Raw genomic sequence first — 21,160 nt, 5'->3', positions numbered from 1 at the left:
TCATTCGTTGTCCTTGTCCTCGTCAGGGATCGTCCCGTTCTCCGCCTCGTCGAGCCCGCGTTTCACCAGGACGACCTCGCCGTTCATCCAGCGGGATACCTCCCGCACCAGTCCGTCGAAGGGAAGGGATCCGCCCCCGTCGTCGGAAGGGTCCTCCCCGGCCTCGGAGAGCGGGGTTCGAGGGGGCTCGGCCTCCTCCCCGGAATCGGAGGCCGAATCGCCCGGCCTTTCCTCCCGGGAGGCCGGAGAGCAGGAGGTCATGCGCTCCCCGCAGCGCAGAAAAACGCCTCCCTCGTAGCGGGCAAAAAGTTCCGCAAGGAGCGAACGATTACGGCTCAGGGCGAGCACCTCATAGACGTAGCGGTACGGAACGCCCAGCAGCAAACGCCCCTCCGACTCCCGGAACTCCCCATGCAAAAGCGCGCAGTACAGGACGAAGTCCCTGCCGTGCGCGACGGCCAGCAGATCCTCGCAGACATCCTGCGCCAAGGGCACCCAGTCCGCTCCGGGCAGGGCCGAGGCGTTCGCCCCCCCCTCCTCACGAAGCGCCGCAGGCTCCAGAGCGCGCTCCGACGCGACAACGGGGACCGGAGTTGCCGCCTCCGCCGACGCCAACTCCTCTTTGGACTCGCTCGGCGGGGTGCGGGCCGAAGATGCCCTCGCTTTCCCCCGAGACGGCTCGAGAGGGCCGGGACGGAGGCCCCTTTCCGCAGCGGGCTCAAGCGTCCGGGAGACGTCCAACATCAAAAGCCCCATGAGAACGTCGGAGCGCAGCCCCGTGCGTGACTGCCCGATCAGCTCCACCAGACGGGACATCAGCGCCCTGAGGACCGCTTCCGTCCACTGGGGGGATTCCGCCCTCAGGAATTCCCGTTCCTGCTCCGAGACGTCCAGGGAAGCAAGAAGGTCCGGCCAGCGGGCAACAAGCCACAGGTTCCGCACCAGGGCAAAGAGTTCCTCCAAAATCCGCTGGGGCGACGCCCCCTCGGCCATCATCCGCTCCATCTCCGTGAAGGAGGCCCCTTCGTGCCTGCGGAGGCCCGAAAACCAGCGCTCCAGAGCGGGACGACTTCCCCCGCCCAGGGTCGCCTCGACATCCTCCAGGCGGACGCATCCCTCCCCCCTGCAGACCACCTGCTCCAGCATGGAGAGCGCATCCCGGAGGGCCCCATCGGCCTGGCGGGCGATCTCCCACAGAGCCTCGGGCTGAGCCTCCGCCCCCTCCCACTCCACGACCTTCAGGAGACGATCGCAAATCTGGCGGGTGCCGATGCTGTGAAACGGGATATGCTGACAGCGCGAGCGGATTGTTACAGGCACCTTATGGGGTTCCGTGGTCGCGAGGACGAACACCACATAGGAGGGCGGCTCTTCCAGTGTCTTGAGCAGGGCGTTGAAGGCCGCTGTGGACAGCATATGAACCTCGTCTACGATGTAGACCTTGTACTTCGAGGAAAAAGGGGCCAGGGCCACGTGAGTCTTGAGCTCCCTGACCTCGTCGACGCTGTTGTTCGACGCTCCATCGATCTCCACCACATCCAGGCTCTCGCCCGCCGAGATCGCCTGACAATTTCGGCACTCGCAGCACGGCTCCTCGGCCACGGGTGCAAGACAGTTCAAAGCCTTCGCCAATATGCGCGCGACGGTGGTCTTGCCGCAGCCCCTGGGTCCCGAGAAGAGATAGGCGTGGCCGACTCGAGATCCAGCCAGAGAACGGGTCAGGATCTCCGTCGCCGCCGACTGGCCGGACACCTCGGAAAACCTCTGAGGACGATATTGACGATACAGTGAAACACCCACAACCTCGCCCCCCGATATCGTTTAAGAGCAAAAGTTCCGCGGCGTCGACTCGCGAGCCCGCAGAACTTTTCAATTGTACCATCAACCGATGGACTCCCGATCTCCGGCACAGAAGGCCACGAAATTTGCCACAAAGCCCCGTATCGCGTTATAATAAGTGCTTAAAGGGGAGAGAGTCGACTTTCTCGCCGACAATAGAGAGGGAAGGGGAGATCTCATAGTGAAGAAATATGTCTGTACCGTCTGCGGGTACGTTTACGACCCCGAAACGGGCGACCCGGATTCTGGAATTGCTCCGGGTACCGCGTTCGAGGATATTCCGGACGATTGGGTTTGCCCGGTCTGCGCCGTGACGAAGGACATGTTCGAGCCGGAGTAGAAACGGCCTCCCGGAAAAGCGCACAAAAAACGATTGACCGCCGGTCAATCGTTTTTATTTTAGCAGGCGCCCAGCTCTTCGCAGGTGTAACCTGCGAATGCTGCGGCGATCGATATCTTTCTCTCGCGATGCGGATATCGCGAGAGAAAGGCGCAGGCGCCCAGCTCTTCGCAGGTGTAACCTGCGGATGCTGCGGCGATCGATATCTTCCTCTCGCGATGCGGATATCGCGAGAGGAAGGCGCAGGCGCCCAGCTCTTCGCAGGTGTAACCTGCGAATGCTGCGGCGATGCCCGCGAACCTCCCGGACGGCCCCAGAAGCGCGTCGCCCGTCCGTCCCGGCCCCATAAACTCGTTGCCATTTGGAGTGATAATGGAATGCAAGCCGTTTTGATCGTCCTTCCCATTTTTCTGATCATCGCCCTTGGATGGTTTCTGCGCCAAAGGAAATTTTTCACCCCTCAGACCCTGAAGGAGAACAACGCCCTCCTCTACGCCTTCGCCATGCCCGCCATCCTGCTCCGAGGCATTCTGGGGGCCCAGACCCGGATTCCGAACCCCTGGTCCTTCGCCCTGGCGGCCTGTACCCCCTACCTCGTCACCGTCCTCTCCGTCTGGCTCCTGGCCCGCCGAGGAGAGCCCCCCAAACGTTTCGCAACCCTTTCCCTGACGTCCATCCGAGGCAACCATTTCTTTGCCGGCCTGCCCATACTGGGGCTTGCCCTGGGAGAGCCCGGCGTTGCCGCGGGCTCCATGCTTCTTGCCTTTTCCCTGGCCTTCATGCAGTTTCTGTCGATCGGCAGCGGACAGCTGGCCCTCTTCGGCGAACTCTCGTTCGACAGCCTCAAAAAAACGGGGCGCCAACTGCTGAGGAACCCTCTTTTCATGACCTGCATCCTGGCTCTGTTCCTCGTCCTGCTGGACCTGAGCCGCCTGCCTCAATGGCTGGACATGTCCCTCAAAATGGTCGCGGATATCGGAACGGGGCTGGCCCTCCTGATGCTCGGGGCAAAAATCGAGTTGAGGAACGCCGGCCGTACCCTTGTCTCGACCTGGAAGCTTCTGCTGTTCAAAATGGTCGTCCATCCCATCGTCACCTATACGGTGCTGACCTTCTTCGGGCTTCCTCCGATCTTTATTCAGGCCGGAACGCTGCTGGCCGCAATGCCCGAGGCCGTCAACACCACCATCATTGCCCAGGAAATGGGCATGGACAGCGACTTCTGTGCGCTGGGCACGACGGCCTCCGTGCTGCTCTCCATGGTCTCTTTACCCCTGTGGCTTCACCTGCTGGGCGCAGTGCAATAAAGAGTCTCGGCCACCGCGATCAAAATAAAAACCGCCCCGTCTATTGCCTGTCCTGGCTGTAAATAAGTACGGAATAGGGGCCTATCGTCACCGGAGCCTGTACCGGCAAACCGTCGCGCTCCCCCTCCAGGGCCTCGACGTCCCGGCTGGCGCAATTGGAAAAATCGTCGCTGTAGATGCCGGCATCCGTGTTCAGGCGCAGTTTCCAGACGCCCTTCTCGGGGAAGCCGAGGAGGTAGTCTTCCTTGGCCGCGCCGCTGCAATTCACCACGACCATGACGTCATCCCCCGCCCCATGCTCGTCCCACCGCTGGAACGCGATAACGTTCTCCGCCTCGTTGAGATGGGTGATGTGTATATGCTGGCCGCAAAGCCCTCGCGTGTGTTCCCGGCGATTGAGACGGAGCAGGATCAAGTCGCGATAAAGCCGGACCAGTCCGTGAAACTCCTCCTTCAAGTCCCAATCCAGAGGGACGTCGTCGCGAAACCACTCCCCCTGGAGGAATTCCTGCCCCTGAAAGATCATGGGGATGCCCGGCGCAGTAAAGACCAGTCCGGCGGCCAGGGTGGAACGTTTCTGCGCATACCAGCCCGTGGGGTCCTCGGGATTGATCTCCTGCGGGACGCGGGCCTTGCCGTTGGCAACCTCGTCGTGAGACTCGCTGTAGATCACCCGATTGAAGGCATCCTCCCCATAGCGAAATGCGACGGCCCTGCCGACCGCCTCCATGGAGCGCTGTGCGTCCTCCGCCGCAATGACCATGGCGCGGACGGGATGCACAAATTGGGCATCCCACTGGGTGTGGAACCCCGCACCTCCATGCTCCGTATCGGCGGTGACCGCACTGTTGTCGTTCAGGTCCTCCGCGATGAGAATCCGCCCGGGGAAACGATCCCGAACCGTGCGGTTGATGTATTGCATCAGGCCCCAGCCCTCGGGAATTTCCTCCCCCCCGTCACCATGGACGCTGCGGATATAGAGGGTCATATCGTAGCGCAAGCCGTCCACGCGGTAGTCCTCAAGCCACATCAGGGCATTGTCGTGGATGAACTGCCGGACTTCGCCACGGCCGTAGTCCGGGCGCGTGTCGCCCCATGGGGTCTGCGACCGATGGTCGTTGTAGAAATAGATGCCCCCCTTGTCGTTCTCCTGCCAGCCATCGAACTGCCAGAGATCCAGGTCGCTCGGTCCAAAGTGATTGTAGACCACATCCAGAATGACGGCGATGCCCCGCTTGTGGGCTTCGCGCACAAAGCGTTTGAACCCGTCCGGACCACCATAGGCGCTCTCCGCCGCAAAGATGTGGGCCGGGTTGTAGCCCCAGGAATAGTCCCCGGCGAATTCGGCTATCGGCATCACCTGGACCGCATTCACCCCAAGCTTGACCAGATGTTCGAACTTGAGGAGCACGCTGTCGAAATCCCCCGGTTTTCCCTCCTCATCCGCGAAAAAGGAACCTATGTGCATTTCGTAGATGACAAGTGCGTTGTGCGCCGGCGGGGTAAAATCGTCGCCCTGCCAGTCAAAGTGCTGGTGGTCGTAAATGACTCCGTTGCCGACCGAATTGGTGACTTGACGGGCATAGGGGTCGATACGTTCCAGTTCCCTATCGCCGTTTTTGATCAGGTATTTGTACTCCTGCCCGGGGCGGGCCCCCGGCACGTCCAGATACCAATATCCGTTGTTCTCCGTTTTCAAGGCATCCTTTGTCCTGGACCAGCCGTTGAAATCCCCCATGACCCAAACTTGTTCCGCATGAGGCGCCCAGACGCGAAACGCGGTCCCGCCCTCATAGGGAACAGCGCCCATACCGCTTCTGTTTTTCTTTTGTTTTGCCATGTTTCCGCCTCCCCCGGACAAATGCTGAAAAAAGCGAATGAATGACACGTCCATCAATGGCCGCGTATTCAATAAAAAGACAGTTTAGGTTTGACTCAATCTTATTTTATATCAAAACAGACTTTCCATCTTCCTGTTCTCGGCCGGTAAAACGAGATTGTGCCCATAAAGATTTCAGATCCAAACAGCAGATTCCCAGGAAGAAGAAAAAAATGAAGCAACGCACAGAGCCCGCACCGTTCATCTTCCCGGTAACACCAAACGAGAGGGCCCTTGCTCGAGCAAAGGCCCTCTCGTTTGGGTCCGGTTTAAAAAGTCCTTGATTTACTGAGCGCCGAAGGCCTGGGCATCCTGCTTCTTGACAGCATTACGGGCTTCGGAAACGACGTCGCCCACAGTATCCTTCACCTCGTCCGCCATGGAAGCGAGGCGTCCCTTAAGCTCGTACCCCTTACTCGCAAGGGCCAAGGCTATCCTCTTACCGGTGTCGCTCTTGACCGCATACATGACACCGATGCCAAAGGCGACCCCCGCGCCAAAGAACAAAAAGCTGGTCAACTTCATTGTGTAGTCCTCCCTCTTTAGAGTGGTGGTACGGAACGGGCACAACAGATCGGAGCCGGCAAAGCAAAAACACCCTGGACGATACACACCTTATCATCCCCCAACGAACCAGCTCCACCTTTCCCCTTCTTCGGTTAAATATTGTACCGTCTATACAGAGGATTCTGTATGGGAGGATATGCCTAATCATCCCTAGATATATTTACCTAATATGCTAATTTTAAATAAGCAGCTAAACAAAAGACTGGTGACCTGAAATGCCGATGAAATAAAATACGATCAAGGTTGGCGTGTGCAGCCTTCCCCTGAATGCGCACCGCAGTCGGCGGGACCGCCCCGAAGCATCTCCAGCCCGTGCCCGAGGGTTTGAGCGACGGCCTCCAGGTTCTCCGCGGCAGCCTTGGGGCTGCCGGGGAGATTCACGATCAGGGTCCGGCCCCGGATCCCCGCCACACCGCGCGAGAGCATGCCCCTCGGCGTTATTTTCATGCTGGCCGCACGCATGGCCTCAGGAATCCCCGGCGCCATCCGCTCACAGACCCGTTCCGTGGCCTCGGGCGTCACGTCGCGCGGGGAGAATCCCGTCCCGCCGGTCGTGACAAGCAGGGCGACATCCCGTTCGTCACAGAGACGGACGAGCGCTTCTTCAACCATCTCCGTCTCGTCGGGGACGACCTCCCTGTGGACGACCTCGTAACCGCACCCCTTCAGAATCGCCTCGATCCGCGGGCCGCTCGCGTCCTGCCGTTCACCGCGCGCCCCGCGGTCGCTCACCGTAAGCACCGCAGCCGTAAACACACCCGATCGACTCCCTTCTCTCCGCTCCCGCTAACGGAGCGGCAACACGTCCTCCGGGCGAACCGACACCACAAGCCTCTCGCCGACCTTCGGCAGGGGGTGTCCTCTCCCGGGCGTCTCCATCCGCAGTGGTGGGGCATCCTCCCTCCCCTCCTCGGGCAGGAGGACCAGCGTCGTGCGGTTCAGATCCGCGGATGTCCGCACCACGCGGCAGACCACGCGGTTGCGGTCCTCCGCCTCCGCCGGCCGCAGCCGGTGCGCGTGAACGCCGATAAACCGCGTTTCCTCCCCGACGGGACCGGCACACCGCAGGGTGGCTCCCCAGTCGGGAACGCGGAGCACCGAGGGATCGCCCGTCATCTCCGCAGGGGCGAAGTTCTTGCAGCCGGACAACTGCGCCGCCCGCAGCGTCCGGGGCCCGTCCAGGAACTCCGCCACGGAGACGGGGGGATCGATCTCCCCGTTCTCCATCACGCAGACCCTGTCGCAGTTGCGGAGTACCTCCGCACGGTCGTGCGAGACCCACAGCAGTGTCCCGGAAAAGCCCGAGAGCGTGTCGGCGAGCTCCAGCTCCAGCTGCCATTTCAGGTAGCTGTCGAGCGCCGAAAAGGGCTCGTCCAAAAGGATCGCCTGGGGTTCCGAGGCCAGGATGCGCGCCAGGGCCACGCGCTGCTGCTGTCCTCCCGAGAGCTGGGAGGGGCGTTTGTGCTCCAGCCCCTTGAGCCGGAGCCTCTCGACGAATTCCATCGCGATATCCCGGCGTTTTCTCCCCTCGGGAACGCGGGCACCGATGGCGATGTTCTGCAATGCGGTCATGTTGGGAAAGAGGGCATACTGCTGGAACAGATAGCCCACCCTGCGTTTCTGCGGGGGCAGGTCGATCCGCGCCCGGCTGTCGAACAGCACCCGGCCGTCCAGGACGATGCGGCCCTCGTCCGGACGTTCAATGCCCGCAATACACCGCAGCGTCAGGCTCTTGCCGCACCCCGACGCGCCGAGCAGCGCCAGCGCCTCGCTATCCGCCTCGAAGCAGGCGTTCAGACGAAATTTCCCGTAATGCTTCTTTATGGACACGGACAGGGTCATTCTCTAAGGATCCTCCCGTAAGGCAACGCCGTCGGATTTCTGCCGGCCTTCGCAGCTAAACCTTCGGACGCGCGGCAAAAAAACGAGACGAGGGTGGAGCACGTCTACCAAGCGCCCCTCTCCCGCCGCCGTTCCAGGAGGTTCACCGCCATGAGCACCGCGAAGGAGATGCCGATGTTGACCCAGACCCACCGGAGAGCCAGGGCATCGTTGTTCGTCCGCCAGAGCTGATAGACGGTCGTGGAGATCGTGGCGGTCCGCCCCGGGGTGTAGCCGGCGATCATGCTGGTGGCCCCGTACTCGCCGAGTGCACGGGCGAAGGAAAGCACCATCCCGGCCAGAAGCCCCTGCCTGCAGCAGGGCATGCGGATGCGCCAGAAGATGACGGTGTCGGAAAGGCCGAGGGTACGTCCCGCCTGGGCCAGGGAGGCATCGAAGGACTCGAAGGCGCCCCGCGCGGTGCGGTACATCAGGGGAAAGGCCACGACCGTCGTGGCGAAAACGGCCGACCACCAGTTCATCACCAGGCGGAGCGCGAAGTGCTCCAGCATCCACGAACCGAGGGGACGGCGCGGCCCCAGGAGGCACAGCAGCAGATACCCGACAACCGTGGGCGGCAACACCAGAGGAAGGGTCAGGACGACGTCCAGAACCCCTTTCAGGGACCGGGGCAGGCGGGCGATGTGATACGCCGCGGCAATGCCCAGAAAGAACGAGAGCACCGTCGATATCGCGGCGATGCGAAGCGAGTTGTAGAGCGGGAACCAGTCCAAGGCGATCCTCCCGAAGCCCGACCGCGAAGAGCGGGCGAACGCGCAGTCCGCCCGCAGCCGAATTCCGTCGCTACGCCTGTCCGCCTCAGCGGACTACAGTGAAGCCCACGGCCTCGAAGACCTCGGCACACTCCGGCGTCCGCAGGAACGCCAAGAATTTCTTCGCATCCTCCGGGTGTTTTCCGGCCTTAACGACCGCCGCCGGGTAGACGACCGGCGTCTTGAGCGTCCCCTCGGGGGCCAAGGCGACCACGGTCAGCCCCGCAGAAGCCGCATCCGTCGCATAGACGACGCCGCAGTCCACCGCCCCCTCCTGGACCTGAACGGCAACCTCCTTGACGTTGCTTCCGAAGGTGACCTTCTTCTGCATCCCGTCCCAAAGGCCCATGTTGGTGAAGATCTCGCGCGAGTACTGCCCCACGGGCACGTCGTCGTTCCCCAGGGCGACCAGACGCACCGCGTCCGTCCCGACATCCTTGAACTGCGTCACCTTGGCGGGATTTCCCTCGGGGACGACCAGCACCACCCGGTTCTCCAGCAGGTTGACACGCGTCCCCTCGAGGACGAAGTCCAGCTTCTTCTCGTTTTTTTCGGACGCGATATCCAGCTGGTTCATCTGCTTCTGGGACGCGGAGACGAAGACGTCGCAGACGGCCCCCTCCTCGATCTGGCTCTTGAGGGTGCCGGACGAATCGAAGTTGAACGTCAGCTTCACATCGGGTTCCGCCTTCTTATAGAGGTCGGTGATCCTGGTGAGGGTCTCCGTCATGGAGGCCGCTCCGAACACCACCAACTCCTTAGGCTCCGCAGCCGTGGCCCGGCCGGCGACGCAAAACGCGGACAACACCAACGCAGCGAAAACGGCAAATTCCTTCATCTCCAAGACCTCCTCAAAGATCGACATCGACAACATTCCACACATCGAGGGTCAAGCCTCGCTCAGCACGACTCGAGGGCTACATCAAGCCGCCCTCGCCCAAGGAGGCGATATGTTCGCGCGTCACCCGCACCCCTGCCGCCACCAGAGGCAGTACGAGGTCGAAGGCCGTTGTCCTGGCGTACATCACGCAGCCCGGCAGGCCCATGACGGGGACGCCGTCTGTGAAGTATCCCATCAGCAGCATCGCACCCGGAAGCACCGGCGCACCGTAGCTGACGATCTCGGCCCCCGAGGCCTTGATGGCTCCGGGGGTGTTGTCGTCCGGATCCACGCTCATCCCCCCCGTGCAGAGGACGAGGTCGACGCCCTCGTCCCGCGCCGCACGGACCGCCGCGGCGATGTTCTCCAGGCCGTCGTCCACCACGCGATGGAACACCTTCCCCATCCCGTAACGCTCCAGTTTTTCCTCGATCACGGGCGTGAAGGTGTCCACGATTCTTCCGTGGTAGACCTCGCTCCCCGTGGTGACGATACCCACACGCCTCAGCCGGTAGGGCAGAAGCTCCAACAGCGGCTCGGGCCCCGCAGCACGGCGGGCCTCCTCCAGCTTGCGCTCCTCGATCACCAGGGGGATCGCGCGCATCCCGGCCAGTCGGTCGCCCGCCGAGACGTGGGCGTTGCCGCGCCGGGTCGCGATCATCATCTCGCCCACCCCGTTGACCGCACGAAGACGCTCCGCGTCCACCCGGAACAGCCCGTCGATCTCCGCCACCAGCTCGATCTTCCCCTCGCGAACCTCCGTGGGACGCATGTGCGCGTTCCGACAGAGGGCGCACAGGCGCTGCGCCGCGTCGTCCTCGTGCATCATCCCCTCGCCCAGCTCCCAGACGTAGACGTGCTCCTTGCCCATCGAGAGCAGCACGGGGATATCCTCCTCCCGAATCACGTGCCCCTTTCGAAACCGAGCGCCCTTGAATCCGGCGGTCTTGGTGGCGTTGTCCCCCTTCACGATCCTCGTGACGTCGTGGCAGAGCACCTGCCCCACGGCATCACGAACCTCAATCCGTTCCATCTCCGACCTCCACCCCACCACTCAGAATTTCGACCGGGTCCCCCTTCCGGACGACCCCGCCCCGGACCACGACGACAAAAATTCCCTCGGTGGGCATGACGCAACGGCCCGCCGACCTCTGTATGGCACAGCCGTCGTTATGGCACTGCTTGCCGATCTGGGAGACCTCCACCTCGGCCTCTCCCACCCGAAGCCGCGTGCCGACGGGAAGCGATTTCAGGTCGATCCCCTCGGTGTTGATGTTCTCCGCGAAGGCCCCGGCCGTCAAGGGAAAGGCGCACTCGGCGCGCATGGTGTCGACGCTCTCCTCCGCCAACATGCTGATCTGGCGGTGCCAGTTTCCCGCATGGGCGTCGCCCTCTATGCCGTGATCCCGAATCAGACGTATAGACGGAACCTCGTTCTTGCGGGTTCCCTTGGCCACGCTGATATTGACGCTCGTCACACGAGGCATGGCCCCGCTCCCTCCTCCGCCCGATAGTCCCCGCTGCGGCCCCCGGACTTCGTCAAAAGACGGATCCCGTCAATGCGGATGTCCCTCTGCACAGCCTTGCACATGTCGTAGATCGTCAGGGCCGCGACGGACACCCCTGTCAGGGCCTCCATCTCCACCCCCGTCCGCTCCCGGCAGCGCACCGTACAGGCGATCTCGACGCCACAACGGCCGTCGGACCTGAAGGGGCGGAACGCGATGTCGACCCCCGTCAGCATGAGGGGATGGCACATCGGGATCAGGTCTGACGTCCGCTTGGCGGCCATGACCCCCGCGACCTGGGCCACGGCCAGCACATCCCCCTTCCCGATCCGTCCCTCCTCGATCCGCCGCAGCGTATCCTCGTTCATGAGCACGACCCCGGCGGCGCAGGCGACGCGATCGGCCCTCTCCTTCTCCGAGACGTCCACCATCCGCGCCCGTCCTTCGTCGTTGAAGTGCGTCAGTGCGTTCATGTCAACCCCCGATCCTGTTCATGGTGCGTGCACTCCGGCTGCCCAGGCGCTCCATCTCGTGCTGCATGGGCTTCTGCAGGATTCCCTCCCGGATGGCCCGGTACAGAGCCTCGCCCCTCAACCCCTTCAACGGGATTTCCGTCCCGGAGTGGAGGCATGGCTTCAACTTGCCGTCCGCCGTGATCCGGATGCGGTTGCAATCCCCACAGAACTTGTGGCTGAGGGGCCGGATCAGCCCCACCGTTCCCGCGTATCCCGGAACGCGGTAACGATCCGCCACACCATCCCTCCTCATTGGAATCAGCCCCGGACAGACCTCGAGGACCCTCTGCGCCCCGACGAACCGGGAACGGTCCCACCCGGCGCACTCCCCCACCGGCATCAGCTCGATAAAACGCACCTCGACAGGCCGATCCCGGGTCAGGGCGACAAAATCGGCGATCTCGTCGTCGTTGACGCCTCCCATCAGCACCACGTTGAACTTGAGGCGATCGAATCCCGCGCGAGACGCGGCCTCGACCCCCTCCATCACATCGGACAGAGAACCGCGCCGGGTAAGGCGCACGAACCGCTCCGGCCTCAGCGTATCGAGGCTGATATTGAGCCGGTTGACCCCGGCATCCCGGAGCGCCTGCGCGTATCCGCTCAGAAGAGAGCCGTTCGTGGTCAGGCAGAGCTCCTCCACGTCAAGCGAGGCAACGCCCCGGCAAATGTCCAGAATGCCGCGCCGGACCAGCGGCTCGCCGCCCGTGACACGCACCTTCCGAACCCCGCACCGGACCGCCTGGGCGGCCGCATCCACAAGCTCCTCCACCGACAGGATCTCCGAGTGATCCCTTTTGGGAACACCCGAATCCGGCATACAGTAGATGCAGCGATAGTTGCACAAATCCGTCACGGAAAGCCGCAGGTAATCGATCCTGCGCCCATAGGCATCCTTCATGGCCATTCTCCGACCGTCATTCATGACAAAGACAATCATCTTACTTTAAAAAACAACTCGATAAATCTCCATGAAGAATAGGTTAAAAAACAGGAATTGTCAATTCGAATGCGAACCTCCGCCTCTGCCTTTGACAACGGCAGACCAGGCAGCGCAAGCCGCGGGGTTCCCCTGGCCCCGTCCCCACTCGCCAAAACGGACCGGGACGAACGAGCGCACCGGCGGAACGAGATAAAAATCCGCAGTTTTTCTTAGCTGGCGACCGCTCAAATTGGATGCCGCTCCACGGCCGCTCCCTGTCAGACGCCGTTTTTGTCCCACAAAATTGGGCGGGGCCTCCTCTCTTGATTGAAACAGGCATTCGCGTTATAGTTACGTACGTTGAGCATGACAGAGTCGGGAACGGGGGACGTATAGAGTTGGCTTCTGAAGTGGTAAAACCCTGGTGGAGAGAGACTATCGAAACCATAGTCTGGGCGTTTGCCCTCGCAATGGTCATACGTACTTTCATCGTGCAGGCCTTTTGGATCCCCAGCGGTTCCATGATTCCCACACTGGAGGTGGGCGATCGGGTTCTGGTGGCGAAGTTCTGGAACTGGTTCTTCGAGCCCTCGCGGGGAACGATCTACGTCTTTCGATACCCGGAGGACCGCAGCCGGGATTTCGTCAAGCGCATCGTCGCCGTCCCGGGCGACACCGTGGACATTCAAGAAGGGGTCGTCTACGTCAACGGTTCTCCCATCGACGAGCCGTACGTCAAGAATCGGGACCACTACACCCTCCGTCCCAGCCGGATATTTCCCGAGAGTCCCTTCACGGTGCCGCCCGACAGCTATTTCGCCATGGGCGACAACCGGCCCAATTCTCAGGACGGTCGTTTCTGGGGCTTCGTCCCTGCTTCCGACATCCACGGTCCGGTCTTCTTCCGCTACTGGCCCCTGTCCCGAATCGGGTTTCCGCGCTGACGTGGGACGGACCGTCTGGTACCCCGGGCACATGGCCCGCGGGGGACGCAAGCTGGCCGAGCTTCTGGAGAAGCTGGATTTGATTGTAGAGGTGCGCGATGCTCGCGCGCCTTTTTCTACATCCGCCCCACTCGTCTCCTCCTTTGCGCGGACAAAACCGGTGATGCTGGTTCTCGCCAAGAAGGATCTGGCGGCCCCCGAGCGGACCCGGCTCTGGATTCGGGAACTGGAGCGCGGGCGGGAGGTCTGGGCTCTCGACCTTCGCAAGGAGAGGCCGACGGGCCTCCGCAAGGCCCTTTCGGCCCGCAAGCCGGGGCATCGGGAGTTGCGGATGGCCGTTATGGGTATACCCAACGTCGGCAAATCGATGCTCCTGAACGCTCTGGTGGGAAAGGCACAGGCGCGCGTCGGCGGGATTCCCGGCCTGACGCGGGAGGTCAGCTGGTACCGCAGCGGCGATCTGTTGATCGTGGATTCGCCCGGCATATTGGACCCTCATGCGGAGCCGGGTGTACACCGCATGCTCTCCTGGCTGGGCTGTGCCAAGGCGGAGGTGCTGGGCGGCTTTGAGGCCGCGGCTCTGGACTTCATCCGCTTCCTGAGGGCACGCGGACTCTTCGGTCCCCTCCTCAAAAAGTGGGAGATCGAGGAACGGGACGAGCCCGAGGAATGGACCCTGGAGCGCCTGGGACGTCGGCTGGGTTGCCTCGTCGCGGGAGGAGCGGTCGACCGGGAGCTTTCCGGACGCCGACTCCTGGATGCCTTTTCGTCCGGAAAGCTGGGGGCGGTCACCCTCGAGCTGCCGGGCGACCCTCTGTGGGGGGATACCTCCCCCTCGTCCTAGGGGCGCCGATGATCCTGCGGAGCCGGGAACAGTCCGCTGCCGGGGAGCTGCTGTCCTCCGTCCGTCTCGAACCCGGCGAGGTCATGAAACGATTGCGCGCGCTCCGGGACTCGGGGAACGGCGTGATCGTAGGGACGGACGAGGCCGGGCGCGGACCTCTGGCGGGTCCCGTCGTCGCAGCCGCCGTCTTTATGACCCAGGAACAGGAAAAGTCCCTTCTGGCCTTGGGGCTGCGGGACTCAAAAAAAATGACGGCCCGGGGAAGGGAGCGCATTTGGGAGGCGATGGCGGAACTCGGCGTGCTTTGGCGCGCCCAGGCCGCAAGCGTGGCGCGCATCGATCGGGAGAACATTTCCCGGGCCTCGCTCTGGGCCATGGGGCGCAGCGTCCTCCGATTGCGCTCCTTGCTGTGGGGCGATCCGCTCTGTGTGGTGGTCGACGGGCTCCTGGCCGTTCCGGGGCTGCCCCTTCGACAGTGGCTCCTGACCTCCGCGGATGCCCTCGTCCCAGTGGTGTCGGCGGCATCCATCGTCGCGAAGGTCCTGCGGGACAGAGCCATGACCGCCCTGGGCACTCTTTATCCGACTTACGGCTTCGCCCGAAACAAGGGATACCCGACCGCCGAGCACCGCGAGACGGTGGCTCGGCTCGGCCCCTCTCCCATACACCGGCGTTCTTTCTGCAAGGGCTTCACACCCGTCACTCGAACCGACACGGAGGGATAGGCACATGCCCCCAATCTCCAACCTCAACGTACAGATCGGCCCCAACCAGACGGGGGCCGGGCAGGTCGGTACGGCCCCCGCTCAGGCGGCGAGGCCCGCCCCGGCTTCACCGCCCGGCGCCATCCCTACGGGAACCGTGGTGGAGGGACAGGTGCTCGACAGAAATGCCGACGGCAGCTATACCGTCCGCATCGAGGCTCAGGGCGGACGGACGGCTCTGAACCTTTCGGCGAGGGCGACCCTGCCCCTGATCGCCGGGGAGCATTTTCGTGCCGTATGGGATGCCTCGGCCGACGGCATTCCCGTCCTGAGGCTCTACGCGGAAGAGCTCTCCCTGTTGTCTCGGGTTCCCGCCTCCGACCGTGAGCTGGCCACGGTGCTCTTGTCGCGCGGTCTGCCCCTCTCGGATGAGGTGTTGTCAACGATCCGAGAGGCCTGGCGCCGTATGGGGGCCTCGCCGAGACAACTTTTCCCCCTGATCGAGCTCTGGGCCCGGGGAGCCCCCATGACGGCCGAGAACGTCGGCCTTCTGTCGGAATATGCGGCCCTTGACGGCCCCGCGGCGACGGTGCTGTGGAACCGCATCCGCAGGGAGCTTCGGGAGCGTGCCCGCAAGGGGGAGAATCCCGTCGAGATCCTGCGTGCCATGAAGGAGGGGGAGGGCGAGATCGCCCGTTTCCTTCGTGCGCACTCCCTTTTGATGCGCTCGCCGCAGGAGGAGATCAACCCCCTGTTGCTGAGTGCCCCCTTCTGGCCCGTCCCGGAGGATGCCCAGGACCTCACCGCGCGCGTTTTCGTGGGGCGGGCCCGTCAGGCAAACGGCCGGCGCTACTGGCAGGTCGGCTTTGGCGTCGACGGCTCGGGACTGGGCTTCATCGGCGGCACCGTAGAGAGCGATGGCCGGGCCTGCAACCTCAATCTGCACGCGGAGCGCACCGAGACCTGCGAGCTTCTGCGGCAGCAACGCGGCTCCATCCGCCGTGAGCTGGAAGGAACCGCCCTGCCCGTCGAATACATCGGAATCTCCCGCACCGCCGTCGAGGGACTCCGCGACCAACTCCTGTCCGGACGCGGATTGGACTTGACCGTCTGATGAACGCCCGAAAACGGGACAAGGCCGTTGCCGTTCAGTACGACCGGGAGGCGATGGACGCCCCGACTGTAGTCGCGAAGGGCGAGGGGTTTGTCGCCCACAGGATTCTGGAGCTGGCCCGGGAGGCGGAGGTCCCGGTCGTCGAGGACGCGGCGCTGGTCTCCGCCCTTCTCTCCCTGGAGCTGGGAGAGGAGATCCCGGCCGAACTTTATCAGGTCGTGGCCCGAGTACTGGCATGGGTCTATCGCCTCGACAAGGGGGAACGGACATGACGCGCCACCTGGAACTGGGGCGGCGTGCCGAGGACCTGGCCGAATCTTACCTGAAATCCCTGGGCTGGAGGGTCCTGGATCGCAACGTCGCCAACCCCTACGGGGAGCTGGACATCGTCGCGAAGGACGACCGGAAGGAGTTGGTGATCGCGGAGGTACGCTACCGCACGCTCGGCGAGGTCCAGTCTCCTTTGGACTCCGTCGGCCCCAGGAAACTGCGGACGCTCGTCAACGCGGGGCGGGCCCATATGGAACGGATCGGCTGGAACGGCCCATGGCGTATAGACCTGATCGGGGTGACGGCGGACCGCGACGCCCGGGAGAAGGACTGGCGCCTGGAGCACGTCCGCGACATCACGGCGGGTATGGACGTGCCCTCATGAACGCCACGCTGGGCGTCACCCTGAAGGGAATGGAGGCCGTGCCCGTTATAAGTATGCGGATTGTCAGGAGGTGGGAAGGGAATGAGTCGAAACCTAACGGAATCTCACCTCGATCGCAGTAATATTTTGAATAACGCTGTTGCGATGGGAGAGATTGAAAAAGCCGTCGGGCTCCGGGGCATTTTGTTTCAGGGCCGGTACGTCTTTCTGAAGGAGCAAGTCGCCTCCTTCCTGGAGATAGCACCCCGGACCGTGGAGCGCTATCTTGAAAGCCACAACGAGGAACTGGTTCGAAACGGGTATGTGGTTTTGCGGGGCGAGATCTTGCAATCACTGAAAAAAATACTTTCTCAAACGCATGTTCCCGAAATGGATGTCGGGAACATTCTCAGGAGCCCTCAGCTGGGCATCTTCGATTTCCGCGCCTTCCTGAACCTCGCGATGCTGGTGGTGGAGGGCAATCGTGCTCGCCTGATGCGTCAGATGATCCTGGATATCGTGATCGACACCATCAACCTGCGGTGCGGCGGTTCGACGAAATACATCAATCAAAGGGATGAGGACTTCATCTTTTCGCTTTATCAGGATGAGGATTACCACAGGCAGTTCACGGATGCACTCAGGGATTTTGTAAGCGGGGGCAACTTCAAGTACGCCAATTATACCAACAAAATCTACCTCGCCATCTTCAGGGAAAGGAACCAGGAGTATCGAAAAATCTTGAGGCTTGCCCAGAAAGATCGAACCCGCCATACTTTTTATTCCGAGGTACTCGATCTGATCACGGCTTTTGAAAGCGGACTGGCCTCTGAGCTGGCAAATCGCAGCGCGGCACTGGGGAGAAAGCTGGAGCCCTGGGAGGTGGACTCTGTTTTTGACGAACTGGCCGCCCTTCCGCACTGGAAACCTCTGATCGAAAAAGCCCGAATGAAGATGGCCAGCCGCGATCTGGCGTTTCGTGACGCCTTGCACGAGAACATCTCCGAATACATCCGCGCCCTGCCGGTCGAGGACTTCGAGCGCTTTCTGGGGGAAAAGAGCAAGGAATTGGCGGAGCGCATCGAAGACGCGCAGGATGTGCTGAAACGCCTGAGGGATCGGGGCTAAATGGGTATCCTGTACCCTACGCTCCAGGATGCTTTGTCGGTTTATGCCAAGACCATCGCCGTAAGCGGCGGGGGCGCCTGCGGGTTCATCGGCGATGGGAAGGCTCGATTCCGGAGCGTCCTGGCCTTTATTCAGGACGACGGGTACTACCCGACCTTCGAGAAGAAGTTGACGCACCTGTTTTTTTCTCTGTGCCGAGACCATTTCTTTCTGGACGGCAACAAGCGATTTGCCATCGCTTTGTGTACTCACATGCTTCTGCTGAACGGATACGTCTATTGCGCCAAGCGGTTCATCGCGAAAATGGAGAATGTCTGCTGGCATGTAGCGGCTGGTTCGATCGACAAGGAGCTGCTGCACGCGATCGTCGTCAACACGATCTACGAGGAACTCGACAACGAGGAACTCAAGCTGAGGATCATCGATGCCATCGATACGCGTCGAGGAGAATCGTTCAAGCTGAAAAAAACGTCCTCGGACGACGGAGAGGAGACCTCCCGATGAACGCCACGCTGGGCGTCACCCTGAAGGGAATGGAGGCCGTGCCCGTAGAGGTCGAGGTCGAGATGGCGGGCGGCCTGTTCGCCATCACCATCGTCGGGCTCCCGGACGTGGCGGTGCGCGAGTCCAAGGAGCGGGTCCGGGCCGCACTGCGGGCCCTGGGACTGGGGCTCAAGGGGCGGGTCTCGGTTAATCTGGCCCCCGCGGACATCCCCAAGGAGGGCGCTTTGCTGGACCTGCCCATCGCCCTGTGCATGATGCGTGCCGCAGGGGCGCTGCAATCCACGGAGCCCGCCCTCTACATGGGCGAGCTGGCGCTGGACGGACGTCTGAGGCGCGTCCGTGGGGCCGTTCCCGCCGCATTTCTTGCACGAAAAATGGGCCTGCCGCTCTACGTCCCGCGCGAGAACGCGGAGGAGGTGGCGCTGGTCCGCGGCATCCGGGCCTACTGCGCGGAGACGTTGGGGGAGCTGACGGCGGTGCTGCGCGGGGAGGCCGCCCCCACGTCGGTGCCGCACGCCGCCGTGCCCCACGCCTCCTTTGCCGCGGACCCCGACTTTGCCGACGTCAAGGGGCAGGCGGCCGCGCGCCGCGCGGCGGAAATAGCCGCTGCCGGACACCACAATCTGCTGCTGATCGGCTCGCCCGGGAGCGGAAAGACCCTGATCGCCCGGGCCATCAACGGCATTCTGCCGCCTCTGACCGACGAGGAGCTGGTCGAGACGCTGCTCGTCCGGAGCACGCTGGGGATGCCGGTGGAGCCGGGCCGACAGCGCCCGTTCCGGACGGTTCACTTCAGCGCGAGCACCGTCTCCGTCTGCGGGGGAGGCAGTTCTTTGAGGCCGGGAGAGGTCTCGCTCGCCCATCGAGGGGTTCTGTTTTTGGACGAATTTACCGAGTTTCGGCGCGACCTCACGGAGAGCCTCCGAGCCCCCCTCGAGGATGGTCAGATCGTCGTCAGCCGCGCGGCCGGGACCGTCTCCTACCCCTCGCGGGTCCTGTTGATCCTCGCCGCGAACCCCTGCGCCTGCGGCTTTGCGGGCGACCCTGTGGAGAAATGCGTCTGCTCCGCGACGGAGCTGGACCGCTACCGTCGCAAGCTCTCCGGCCCCATCCTCGACCGCATCGACCTGCAGATCGCCGTCCCGCGCCTGACGCCCGAGGAGCTGCTCTCCTTCTCCGGGGAGGCCGAGTCCAGCGCGGCCATCCGCGCGCGCGTCGTGCGCGCGCGGGAGGAGCAGCAACGGCGTTGGGCCCCCTTCGGTCTCTCCTGCAACGCCGAGTTGCCCGAGAAGCTGGTCCGGCGCCATCTGACGCTTTCCGAAGAATCCCGGAGCTACCTCTCCGGAATGGCGGGCAGGCTGAAGCTCTCGGGCCGCGGGATCAGCCGGGTACTGAAGGTGGCCCGTACCATCGCCGACCTCGCAGGCGACCCCGCCATCCGGACGCCGCATCTGGCGGAGGCCCTGATGTACCGAAAAAGCTCGGGGGCCTGAGATTTCAGCTTCACTGCAGCGGCGCGGGCGTCACTTCACCGTGCTATACTGTTGCCGTACGGCGGCCGTAGCTCAACGGCAGAGCGGCGGATTGTGGATCCGTAAGGTATAGGTTCGATTCCTGTCGGCCGCCCCAGATCTCCTTTCACCAGTTTCCGCTGCGGCAGACCAAGCCGCGCTTGCCAGAAAAAAGTTTTTAGGCTATAATTCCCCCCGTGGCAGTAGCGCGGATATAGCTCAGTTGGTAGAGCATCAGCTTCCCAAGCTGAGGGTCGCGGGTTCGAATCCCGTTGTCCGCTCCAGAGTTCAATCCGGCCGGAGCCGGTCAAATTGAAAACCCCGCCTCGAGGCGGGGTTTTTGCATCAGGAGACGCTGGCCTCATCGAATCGCTTTCCGCAGGCACCCGCGCAGCTCCCCGGGCAGGCAGGACCGAAACGTCATCGGAACGCCCGTCCTCGGATGCTCGAAGGCCAGCCTCCAGGAGTGCAGAAAGACTCGTGCGAACTCCGGCTCCCCCGGGGCCCCATAGAGCCCGTCCCCCACCAGGGGGTGTCCCAGGGCCGAGAGATGCACCCGAATCTGGTGCGTCCGTCCCGTGAAGAGCGCGCAACGCACCAGCGAGACCCCCCCGTGGCTCCAGAGGACGCGGTAGCCCGTGAGGGCGGGACGTCCACCCTCGACCACCGCCATTCGCAAGCGGTTGACGGGGTCGCGACCGATCGGCCCGGAGAGCGTCCCCTCGGTACGTTCGAGAGTGCCATGGACCAGGGCCAGGTACGTCTTCTCCACGGAGCGCTCACGGAAACCCGACTGAAGCCTCTCCATCGCGTCCTGACGGCGCGCCACCACCATGAGCCCGGAGGTCGTCGCGTCCAGCCGGTGCACGATCCCCGGACGTCGCACGTTGTTGAAGGGCCCCATGTCCGGATAGCGCCACATCAGCCCATGGACGAGCGTACCGCGCCAGTGGCCCGGCGCCGGATGCACTACGAGCCCCGCCGGCTTGTCCACCACCAGAAGGTCCTCGTCCTCGTGGACGACCCGAAATTCGACCGGTTCCGGCTCGATCTCCAGCGTCTCCGGGGGGGGCAGCTCCACGCCGTAGGCCATTCCCTCGGCAACCCTGAAGGAGGGTTTCAGCTTCCGCCCCTCGCACCGGGCACGTCCCTCCCGCACCAGCCTCTGGGCGAAGGAGCGCGTAATGCCCAACCGGCGCGCGAGGAAAACGTCCAGCCTTTCGCCCGAAGCCTCCGCCACGAGCCTCTCCTCGACCCCCTCGGGAACATCCGTCCCCTCGACAATGTTCGTCCCTCGAAGCTCCGCTGTAACGTCCATCGCAGCCTCCTGCAAAAAGGCCCCCCTTTTTTTAAGGGGAGCCCGATC

The 21,160-nt window shown here is 63.1% G+C and carries 24 protein-coding genes and 2 tRNA genes; 13 read left to right on the top strand and 13 right to left on the bottom strand.

All coding sequences use genetic code 11. From position 1 onward, the window contains the following. Positions 1–1,800, bottom strand: a complete 1,800-nt coding sequence (gene dnaX / locus EII26_RS05655) for a DNA polymerase III subunit gamma/tau (protein ID WP_158612179.1) — start codon at positions 1,798–1,800, stop codon at positions 1–3. Positions 1,801–2,020: 220 nt separating this feature from the next. Here dnaX and rd point away from each other — a divergent pair, with 220 nt between their 5' ends. Further along, on the top strand, positions 2,021–2,179 hold the full coding sequence (gene rd / locus EII26_RS05650) for a rubredoxin (RefSeq protein WP_124888171.1): 159 nt from the start codon (positions 2,021–2,023) through the stop codon (positions 2,177–2,179). Between the two features lie 59 nt (positions 2,180–2,238). Here rd and EII26_RS13110 read toward each other — a convergent pair whose 3' ends face one another. Beyond that, positions 2,239–2,562, bottom strand: a complete 324-nt coding sequence (locus EII26_RS13110) for a hypothetical protein (protein ID WP_158612178.1) — start codon at positions 2,560–2,562, stop codon at positions 2,239–2,241. On the opposite strand from EII26_RS13110, the gene EII26_RS05645 reads away from it, so the two are divergent. Continuing rightward, positions 2,557–3,486 (top strand): AEC family transporter, encoded by a 930-nt coding sequence (locus EII26_RS05645; RefSeq protein ID WP_158612177.1) that lies wholly within the window; start codon positions 2,557–2,559, stop codon positions 3,484–3,486. The two genes, EII26_RS13110 and EII26_RS05645, sit on opposite strands and share 6 nt — an antisense overlap. A gap of 40 nt (positions 3,487–3,526) precedes the next feature. Here EII26_RS05645 and EII26_RS05640 read toward each other — a convergent pair whose 3' ends face one another. The 10 genes from EII26_RS05640 to moaA all read right to left on the bottom strand — a co-directional run bounded on the left by EII26_RS05640 (position 3,527) and on the right by moaA (position 12,390). Beyond that, entirely contained in the window at positions 3,527–5,326 is a 1,800-nt protein-coding gene (locus tag EII26_RS05640) for an alpha-amylase family glycosyl hydrolase (RefSeq protein WP_199735084.1), read from the bottom strand. A gap of 324 nt (positions 5,327–5,650) precedes the next feature. Then, positions 5,651–5,890, bottom strand: coding sequence for a hypothetical protein (locus tag EII26_RS05635; protein ID WP_124888169.1), 240 nt, complete (start codon positions 5,888–5,890; stop codon positions 5,651–5,653). Positions 5,891–6,169: 279 nt separating this feature from the next. Continuing rightward, a complete protein-coding gene (locus EII26_RS05630; protein ID WP_124888168.1) occupies positions 6,170–6,688 on the bottom strand; it encodes a MogA/MoaB family molybdenum cofactor biosynthesis protein in 519 nt (172 codons plus the stop codon). A gap of 30 nt (positions 6,689–6,718) precedes the next feature. After that, complete coding sequence (locus tag EII26_RS05625) at positions 6,719–7,774, bottom strand: sulfate/molybdate ABC transporter ATP-binding protein (protein ID WP_124888167.1); 1,056 nt, start codon at positions 7,772–7,774, stop codon at positions 6,719–6,721. 104 nt (positions 7,775–7,878) lie between these two features. After that, on the bottom strand, positions 7,879–8,547 hold the full coding sequence (gene modB / locus EII26_RS05620; protein WP_124888166.1) for a molybdate ABC transporter permease subunit: 669 nt from the start codon (positions 8,545–8,547) through the stop codon (positions 7,879–7,881). Between the two features lie 85 nt (positions 8,548–8,632). Beyond that, positions 8,633–9,424, bottom strand: a complete 792-nt coding sequence (gene modA, locus EII26_RS05615; protein WP_124888165.1) for a molybdate ABC transporter substrate-binding protein — start codon at positions 9,422–9,424, stop codon at positions 8,633–8,635. Positions 9,425–9,503: 79 nt separating this feature from the next. Next, on the bottom strand, positions 9,504–10,499 hold the full coding sequence (locus EII26_RS05610; RefSeq protein ID WP_124888164.1) for a molybdopterin-binding protein: 996 nt from the start codon (positions 10,497–10,499) through the stop codon (positions 9,504–9,506). Further along, complete coding sequence (locus EII26_RS05605) at positions 10,486–10,953, bottom strand: MOSC domain-containing protein (protein ID WP_124888163.1); 468 nt, start codon at positions 10,951–10,953, stop codon at positions 10,486–10,488. Before EII26_RS05605 ends, EII26_RS05610 begins: the two co-directional genes overlap by 14 nt. Then, positions 10,941–11,447: a cyclic pyranopterin monophosphate synthase MoaC gene (moaC, locus tag EII26_RS05600; protein WP_124888162.1), complete on the bottom strand. Its 507-nt coding sequence runs from the start codon at positions 11,445–11,447 to the stop codon at positions 10,941–10,943. Before moaC ends, EII26_RS05605 begins: the two co-directional genes overlap by 13 nt. A gap of 1 nt (position 11,448) precedes the next feature. Then, complete coding sequence (gene moaA, locus EII26_RS05595) at positions 11,449–12,390, bottom strand: GTP 3',8-cyclase MoaA (RefSeq protein WP_124888200.1); 942 nt, start codon at positions 12,388–12,390, stop codon at positions 11,449–11,451. 431 nt (positions 12,391–12,821) lie between these two features. On the opposite strand from moaA, the gene lepB reads away from it, so the two are divergent. The 11 genes from lepB to EII26_RS05540 all read left to right on the top strand — a co-directional run bounded on the left by lepB (position 12,822) and on the right by EII26_RS05540 (position 20,078). Then, entirely contained in the window at positions 12,822–13,355 is a 534-nt protein-coding gene (gene lepB, locus EII26_RS05590; protein WP_255415935.1) for a signal peptidase I, read from the top strand. A 1-nt stretch (position 13,356) separates the two neighbouring features. Then, positions 13,357–14,199: a YlqF/YawG family GTPase gene (locus EII26_RS05585; protein WP_233572622.1), complete on the top strand. Its 843-nt coding sequence runs from the start codon at positions 13,357–13,359 to the stop codon at positions 14,197–14,199. 8 nt (positions 14,200–14,207) lie between these two features. Further along, positions 14,208–14,924: a ribonuclease HII gene (locus EII26_RS05580; protein ID WP_342447301.1), complete on the top strand. Its 717-nt coding sequence runs from the start codon at positions 14,208–14,210 to the stop codon at positions 14,922–14,924. 4 nt (positions 14,925–14,928) lie between these two features. Next, positions 14,929–16,017: a hypothetical protein gene (locus tag EII26_RS05575; protein ID WP_124888159.1), complete on the top strand. Its 1,089-nt coding sequence runs from the start codon at positions 14,929–14,931 to the stop codon at positions 16,015–16,017. After that, the gene (locus tag EII26_RS05570) at positions 16,017–16,289 is read left to right on the top strand and encodes an EscU/YscU/HrcU family type III secretion system export apparatus switch protein (RefSeq protein WP_124888158.1); all 273 of its coding nucleotides are present in this window, start codon (positions 16,017–16,019) and stop codon (positions 16,287–16,289) included. The genes EII26_RS05575 and EII26_RS05570 overlap by 1 nt, the downstream gene beginning before the upstream one ends. Then, entirely contained in the window at positions 16,286–16,672 is a 387-nt protein-coding gene (locus EII26_RS05565; protein ID WP_124888157.1) for a YraN family protein, read from the top strand. The genes EII26_RS05570 and EII26_RS05565 overlap by 4 nt, the downstream gene beginning before the upstream one ends. A 126-nt stretch (positions 16,673–16,798) precedes the next feature. Next, a complete protein-coding gene (locus tag EII26_RS05560) occupies positions 16,799–17,779 on the top strand; it encodes a hypothetical protein (RefSeq protein ID WP_199735083.1) in 981 nt (326 codons plus the stop codon). After that, positions 17,780–18,283 (top strand): Fic family protein, encoded by a 504-nt coding sequence (locus EII26_RS05555; RefSeq protein ID WP_124888155.1) that lies wholly within the window; start codon positions 17,780–17,782, stop codon positions 18,281–18,283. Further along, positions 18,280–19,776, top strand: a complete 1,497-nt coding sequence (locus tag EII26_RS05550) for a YifB family Mg chelatase-like AAA ATPase (protein WP_124888154.1) — start codon at positions 18,280–18,282, stop codon at positions 19,774–19,776. The genes EII26_RS05555 and EII26_RS05550 overlap by 4 nt, the downstream gene beginning before the upstream one ends. Positions 19,777–19,837: 61 nt before the next feature. Continuing rightward, positions 19,838–19,912 (top strand) — tRNA-His (locus EII26_RS05545). 90 nt (positions 19,913–20,002) lie between these two features. Next, a tRNA-Gly gene (locus EII26_RS05540) sits at positions 20,003–20,078 on the top strand. 77 nt (positions 20,079–20,155) lie between these two features. Here EII26_RS05540 and EII26_RS05535 read toward each other — a convergent pair. Further along, positions 20,156–21,112 carry an RluA family pseudouridine synthase gene (locus EII26_RS05535; RefSeq protein WP_124888153.1) on the bottom strand — a complete coding sequence of 319 codons (957 nt, stop codon included), beginning with the start codon at positions 21,110–21,112 and terminating at the stop codon, positions 20,156–20,158. Positions 21,113–21,160: the final 48 nt, after the last annotated feature.

The organism is Fretibacterium sp. OH1220_COT-178 (assembly GCF_003860125.1).
Taxonomy (GTDB): Bacteria; Synergistota; Synergistia; order Synergistales; family Aminobacteriaceae; genus CAJPSE01.
The sequence above is the reverse complement of the archived record's forward strand: the minus strand, read 5'-3'. Positions and strand labels throughout refer to the sequence as shown.

Excerpts from the sequence above, each read along its gene's own strand:
- EII26_RS05565 (WP_124888157.1), top strand. The coding sequence starts at position 16,286 with ATGACGCGCCACCTGGAACTGGGGCGGCGTGCCGAGGACCTGGCCGAA.
- EII26_RS05570 (WP_124888158.1), top strand. The coding sequence starts at position 16,017 with ATGAACGCCCGAAAACGGGACAAGGCCGTTGCCGTTCAGTACGACCGG.
- EII26_RS05635 (WP_124888169.1), bottom strand. The coding sequence starts at position 5,890 with ATGAAGTTGACCAGCTTTTTGTTCTTTGGCGCGGGGGTCGCCTTTGGC.
- moaA (WP_124888200.1), bottom strand. The coding sequence starts at position 12,390 with ATGAAGGATGCCTATGGGCGCAGGATCGATTACCTGCGGCTTTCCGTG.
- EII26_RS05535 (WP_124888153.1), bottom strand. The coding sequence starts at position 21,112 with ATGGACGTTACAGCGGAGCTTCGAGGGACGAACATTGTCGAGGGGACG.
- EII26_RS05640 (WP_199735084.1), bottom strand. The coding sequence starts at position 5,326 with ATGGCAAAACAAAAGAAAAACAGAAGCGGTATGGGCGCTGTTCCCTAT.
- EII26_RS05605 (WP_124888163.1), bottom strand. The coding sequence starts at position 10,953 with ATGCCTCGTGTGACGAGCGTCAATATCAGCGTGGCCAAGGGAACCCGC.
- EII26_RS05610 (WP_124888164.1), bottom strand. The coding sequence starts at position 10,499 with ATGGAACGGATTGAGGTTCGTGATGCCGTGGGGCAGGTGCTCTGCCAC.
- EII26_RS05555 (WP_124888155.1), top strand. The coding sequence starts at position 17,780 with ATGGGTATCCTGTACCCTACGCTCCAGGATGCTTTGTCGGTTTATGCC.
- modA (WP_124888165.1), bottom strand. The coding sequence starts at position 9,424 with ATGAAGGAATTTGCCGTTTTCGCTGCGTTGGTGTTGTCCGCGTTTTGC.
- EII26_RS05550 (WP_124888154.1), top strand. The coding sequence starts at position 18,280 with ATGAACGCCACGCTGGGCGTCACCCTGAAGGGAATGGAGGCCGTGCCC.
- EII26_RS05575 (WP_124888159.1), top strand. The coding sequence starts at position 14,929 with ATGCCCCCAATCTCCAACCTCAACGTACAGATCGGCCCCAACCAGACG.
- moaC (WP_124888162.1), bottom strand. The coding sequence starts at position 11,447 with ATGAACGCACTGACGCACTTCAACGACGAAGGACGGGCGCGGATGGTG.
- EII26_RS05580 (WP_342447301.1), top strand. The coding sequence starts at position 14,208 with ATGATCCTGCGGAGCCGGGAACAGTCCGCTGCCGGGGAGCTGCTGTCC.
- EII26_RS05645 (WP_158612177.1), top strand. The coding sequence starts at position 2,557 with ATGCAAGCCGTTTTGATCGTCCTTCCCATTTTTCTGATCATCGCCCTT.
- EII26_RS05625 (WP_124888167.1), bottom strand. The coding sequence starts at position 7,774 with ATGACCCTGTCCGTGTCCATAAAGAAGCATTACGGGAAATTTCGTCTG.